Source organism: Pseudomonas sp. SJZ079 (genome assembly GCF_007993865.1).
In the GTDB taxonomy this organism is placed as follows: Bacteria; Pseudomonadota; Gammaproteobacteria; order Pseudomonadales; family Pseudomonadaceae; genus Aquipseudomonas.
This window is the reverse complement of sequence record NZ_VIUH01000051.1, coordinates 1-5,721: the sequence shown is the minus strand read 5'-3', so window position 1 is coordinate 5,721 and position 5,721 is coordinate 1. Positions and strand designations below refer to the sequence as shown.

General features: G+C 51.7%; 2 tRNA genes and 3 rRNA genes. All 5 read right to left on the bottom strand.

Annotated features, from left to right (window positions below):
• Nucleotides 1-29 precede the first annotated feature (29 nt).
• The 5 genes from rrf to FBY03_RS22870 all read right to left on the bottom strand — a co-directional run bounded on the left by rrf (nucleotide 30) and on the right by FBY03_RS22870 (nucleotide 5,198).
• A 5S ribosomal RNA gene (gene rrf, locus FBY03_RS22890) occupies nucleotides 30-145 on the bottom strand.
• A 132-nt stretch (nucleotides 146-277) separates the two neighbouring features.
• A 23S ribosomal RNA gene (locus FBY03_RS22885) occupies nucleotides 278-3,167 on the bottom strand.
• Nucleotides 3,168-3,411: 244 nt separating this feature from the next.
• Nucleotides 3,412-3,487, bottom strand: a tRNA-Ala gene (locus tag FBY03_RS22880).
• A 30-nt stretch (nucleotides 3,488-3,517) separates the two neighbouring features.
• Nucleotides 3,518-3,594: transfer RNA gene (locus tag FBY03_RS22875), tRNA-Ile, on the bottom strand.
• 65 nt (nucleotides 3,595-3,659) lie between these two features.
• Nucleotides 3,660-5,198, bottom strand: a 16S ribosomal RNA gene (locus FBY03_RS22870).
• The 16S, 23S and 5S rRNA genes sit together here with 2 tRNA genes alongside, the layout of an rRNA operon.
• Nucleotides 5,199-5,721: the final 523 nt, after the last annotated feature.

Below are 5,721 nucleotides of genomic sequence, written 5' to 3'. Positions count from 1 at the left end.
GCAAGCCGATTGGGGGTTTGGTGTTAGGCGCTTGACGATGACCTACTCTCACATGGGGAAACCCCACACTACCATCGGCGATGCATCGTTTCACTACTGAGTTCGGGATGGGATCAGGTGGTTCCAATGCTCTATGGTCGTCAAGCAATTCAGCAGGCGTGTCGCGGTTGAGGCGCTACGCCGAATCGGGTATGTGATATGGGTAAAGCGTGGTCTTGCAAACTTTCGGATTGTTGTCGACTTCAAGCGTCAAACACACAAATTGTTTGGGTGTTATATGGTCAAGCCTCACGGGCAATTAGTATGGGTTAGCTCAACGCCTCACAGCGCTTACACACCCCACCTATCAACGTCGTAGTCTTCGACGGCCCTTTAGGGAACTCAAGGTTCCAGTGAGATCTCATCTCGAGGCAAGTTTCCCGCTTAGATGCTTTCAGCGGTTATCTTTTCCGAACATAGCTACCCGGCAATGCCACTGGCGTGACAACCGGAACACCAGAGGTTCGTCCACTCCGGTCCTCTCGTACTAGGAGCAGCCCCTCTCAAATCTCAAACGTCCACGGCAGATAGGGACCGAACTGTCTCACGACGTTCTAAACCCAGCTCGCGTACCACTTTAAATGGCGAACAGCCATACCCTTGGGACCGGCTTCAGCCCCAGGATGTGATGAGCCGACATCGAGGTGCCAAACACCGCCGTCGATATGAACTCTTGGGCGGTATCAGCCTGTTATCCCCGGAGTACCTTTTATCCGTTGAGCGATGGCCCTTCCATACAGAACCACCGGATCACTAAGACCTACTTTCGTACCTGCTCGACGTGTCTGTCTCGCAGTCAAGCGCGCTTTTGCCTTTATACTCTACGACCGATTTCCGACCGGTCTGAGCGCACCTTCGTACTCCTCCGTTACTCTTTAGGAGGAGACCGCCCCAGTCAAACTACCCACCATACACTGTCCTCGATCCGGATAACGGACCAGAGTTAGAACCTCAAGATTGCCAGGGTGGTATTTCAAGGTTGGCTCCACGCGAACTGGCGTCCACGCTTCAAAGCCTCCCACCTATCCTACACAAGCAAGCTCAAAGTCCAGTGCAAAGCTATAGTAAAGGTTCACGGGGTCTTTCCGTCTAGCCGCGGATACACTGCATCTTCACAGCGATTTCAATTTCACTGAGTCTCGGGTGGAGACAGCGCCGCCATCGTTACGCCATTCGTGCAGGTCGGAACTTACCCGACAAGGAATTTCGCTACCTTAGGACCGTTATAGTTACGGCCGCCGTTTACCGGGGCTTCGATCAAGAGCTTCGCGTTAGCTAACCCCATCAATTAACCTTCCGGCACCGGGCAGGCGTCACACCCTATACGTCCACTTTCGTGTTTGCAGAGTGCTGTGTTTTTAATAAACAGTCGCAGCGGCCTGGTATCTTCGACCGGCATGAGCTTACGCAGTAAATGCTTCACTCTCACCGGCGCACCTTCTCCCGAAGTTACGGTGCCATTTTGCCTAGTTCCTTCACCCGAGTTCTCTCAAGCGCCTTGGTATTCTCTACCTAACCACCTGTGTCGGTTTGGGGTACGGTTTCTAGTTACCTGAAGCTTAGAAGCTTTTCCTGGAAGCATGGCATCAACCACTTCGTCGTCTAAAAGACAACTCGTCATCAGTTCTCGGCCTTAGAATCCCGGATTTACCTAAGATTCCAGCCTACCACCTTAAACACGGACAACCAACGCCGTGCTGGCCTAGCCTTCTCCGTCCCTCCATCGCAGTAACTAGAAGTACGGGAATATTAACCCGTTTTCCATCGACTACGCATTTCTGCCTCGCCTTAGGGGCCGACTAACCCTGCGTCGATTAACGTTGCGCAGGAAACCTTGGTCTTTCGGCGTGGGAGTTTTTCACTCCCATTGTCGTTACTCATGTCAGCATTCGCACTTCTGATACCTCCAGCAAGCTTCTCAACTCACCTTCACAGGCTTACAGAACGCTCCTCTACCGCTCATCCTAAGATGAACCCGTAGCTTCGGTGTATGGTTTGAGCCCCGTTACATCTTCCGCGCAGGCCGACTCGACTAGTGAGCTATTACGCTTTCTTTAAAGGGTGGCTGCTTCTAAGCCAACCTCCTAGCTGTCTGAGCCTTCCCACATCGTTTCCCACTTAACCATAACTTTGGGACCTTAGCTGACGGTCTGGGTTGTTTCCCTTTTCACGACGGACGTTAGCACCCGCCGTGTGTCTCCCGTGCTGACACTTGTTGGTATTCGGAGTTTGCATCGGTTTGGTAAGTCGGGATGACCCCCTAGCCGAAACAGTGCTCTACCCCCAACAGTGATACACGAGGCGCTACCTAAATAGCTTTCGAGGAGAACCAGCTATCTCCGAGCTTGATTAGCCTTTCACTCCGATCCACAGGTCATCCGCTAACTTTTCAACGGTAGTCGGTTCGGTCCTCCAGTTAGTGTTACCCAACCTTCAACCTGCCCATGGATAGATCGCCCGGTTTCGGGTCTATTCCCAGCGACTAAACGCCCTATTAAGACTCGCTTTCGCTACGCCTCCCCTATTCGGTTAAGCTTGCCACTGAAAATAAGTCGCTGACCCATTATACAAAAGGTACGCAGTCACAGAACAAGTCTGCTCCCACTGCTTGTACGCATACGGTTTCAGGATCTATTTCACTCCCCTCTCCGGGGTTCTTTTCGCCTTTCCCTCACGGTACTAGTTCACTATCGGTCAGTCAGTAGTATTTAGCCTTGGAGGATGGTCCCCCCATATTCAGACAAAGTTTCTCGTGCTCCGTCCTACTCGATTTCACTTCTAAGATCTTTTCGCGTACAGGGCTATCACCCACTATGGCCGCACTTTCCAGAGCGTTCCGCTAAAATCAAAGAAGCTTAAGGGCTAGTCCCCGTTCGCTCGCCACTACTAAGGGAATCTCGGTTGATTTCTATTCCTCAGGGTACTTAGATGTTTCAGTTCCCCTGGTTCGCCTCATACACCTATGTATTCAGTGCATGATACCTAACTTATGTTAGGTGGGTTCCCCCATTCAGACATCTCCGGATCAAAGTCTGTTTGCCGACTCCCCGAAGCTTTTCGCAGGCTACCACGTCTTTCATCGCCTCTGACTGCCAAGGCATCCACCGTATGCGCTTCTTCACTTGACCATATAACCCCAAGCAATCTGGTTATTGTCTCTAACGTGAAGACGACATTCGCCGAAAATTTGCAATTGAGAACCACAAATTTTACCTTGATTGACCAACTGCCAGTGAAAGCAGTCAATCAGTCACTTCTATCACATACCCAAATTTTTAAAGAACGATTTTCGTACTGGTCAAAGACCAGAAATCAACATTCAACAGGCAAGCCCTGGAACGCTCATTTCTGAACTCTAAACGACGCTGTAAGTGGTGGAGCCAAGCGGGATCGAACCGCTGACCTCCTGCGTGCAAGGCAGGCGCTCTCCCAGCTGAGCTATGGCCCCATCTAAACCTAAGGCCAACCCCACAACAATTGGTGGGTCTGGGCAGATTCGAACTGCCGACCTCACCCTTATCAGGGGTGCGCTCTAACCAACTGAGCTACAGACCCAATCGTCTTTCGCAATGAATCAAGCAATTCGTGTGGGAACTTATGAAGAAGCTGAAGTCTTCGATTAAGGAGGTGATCCAGCCGCAGGTTCCCCTACGGCTACCTTGTTACGACTTCACCCCAGTCATGAATCACACCGTGGTAACCGTCCCCCTTGCGGTTAGACTAGCTACTTCTGGTGCAACCCACTCCCATGGTGTGACGGGCGGTGTGTACAAGGCCCGGGAACGTATTCACCGTGACATTCTGATTCACGATTACTAGCGATTCCGACTTCACGCAGTCGAGTTGCAGACTGCGATCCGGACTACGATCGGTTTTATGGGATTAGCTCCACCTCGCGGCTTGGCAACCCTTTGTACCGACCATTGTAGCACGTGTGTAGCCCAGGCCGTAAGGGCCATGATGACTTGACGTCATCCCCACCTTCCTCCGGTTTGTCACCGGCAGTCTCCTTAGAGTGCCCACCATTACGTGCTGGTAACTAAGGACAAGGGTTGCGCTCGTTACGGGACTTAACCCAACATCTCACGACACGAGCTGACGACAGCCATGCAGCACCTGTCTTACAGTTCCCGAAGGCACCAATCCATCTCTGGAAAGTTCTGTAGATGTCAAGGCCTGGTAAGGTTCTTCGCGTTGCTTCGAATTAAACCACATGCTCCACCGCTTGTGCGGGCCCCCGTCAATTCATTTGAGTTTTAACCTTGCGGCCGTACTCCCCAGGCGGTCAACTTAATGCGTTAGCTGCGCCACTAAATCCTCAAGGAATCCAACGGCTAGTTGACATCGTTTACGGCGTGGACTACCAGGGTATCTAATCCTGTTTGCTCCCCACGCTTTCGCACCTCAGTGTCAGTATCAGTCCAGGTGGTCGCCTTCGCCACTGGTGTTCCTTCCTATATCTACGCATTTCACCGCTACACAGGAAATTCCACCACCCTCTACCGTACTCTAGCTTGCCAGTTTTGGATGCAGTTCCCAGGTTGAGCCCGGGGCTTTCACATTCAACTTAACAAACCACCTACGCGCGCTTTACGCCCAGTAATTCCGATTAACGCTTGCACCCTCTGTATTACCGCGGCTGCTGGCACAGAGTTAGCCGGTGCTTATTCTGTCGGTAACGTCAAAATTGCAACGTATTAGGTTACAACCCTTCCTCCCAACTTAAAGTGCTTTACAATCCGAAGACCTTCTTCACACACGCGGCATGGCTGGATCAGGCTTTCGCCCATTGTCCAATATTCCCCACTGCTGCCTCCCGTAGGAGTCTGGACCGTGTCTCAGTTCCAGTGTGACTGATCATCCTCTCAGACCAGTTACGGATCGTCGCCTTGGTGAGCCGTTACCTCACCAACTAGCTAATCCGACCTAGGCTCATCTAATGGCGCGAGGCCCGAAGGTCCCCCGCTTTCTCCCGTAGGACGTATGCGGTATTAGCGTCCGTTTCCGAACGTTATCCCCCACCACCAGGCAGATTCCTAGGCATTACTCACCCGTCCGCCGCTCGCCACCAGGTACAAGTACCCGTGCTGCCGCTCGACTTGCATGTGTTAGGCCTGCCGCCAGCGTTCAATCTGAGCCATGATCAAACTCTTCAGTTCAATACTGCTTGGGTTTTGAGAAAACCCTAAACTTAGCTCAGCAATCGTTGGTTACATCTTTGATTTCTCGCGGAGTAACTTGTGATGCTGATAATCTTGCGACTAGCAGTCTTACCCCACAAGCACCCACACGAATTGCTTGATTCAGTTGTTAAAGAGCAGTTGGTTAAGTCTTTCGTCTCAACCGAGGCGCGCATTCTACAGCAGCCTCATTTCCCGTCAAGCGATTTCGAAAATTTCTTTTCTACTTCAACCGCTTACGCTTTCGATCAACTTCTAGCATCTCGTCAGCGGGAGGCGAATTCTACAGCGTTACCAACCGCTGTCAACCACCTTGTTCAACCGCTTTCGATCAACCCGACCGAACCACCAACAGAGCCAAACCACCACCCTGTCAACCCGGCGCATTCTACACAGCTTTCGCTGCTTTGCAACCCCTCTTTTTAAGCTAACTTCTTGTTTTACAAGAGGTTTTCCGAGAGGTCTGCGCCGGAAGTGGTGCGCATTATAGGCCCAGCAGATT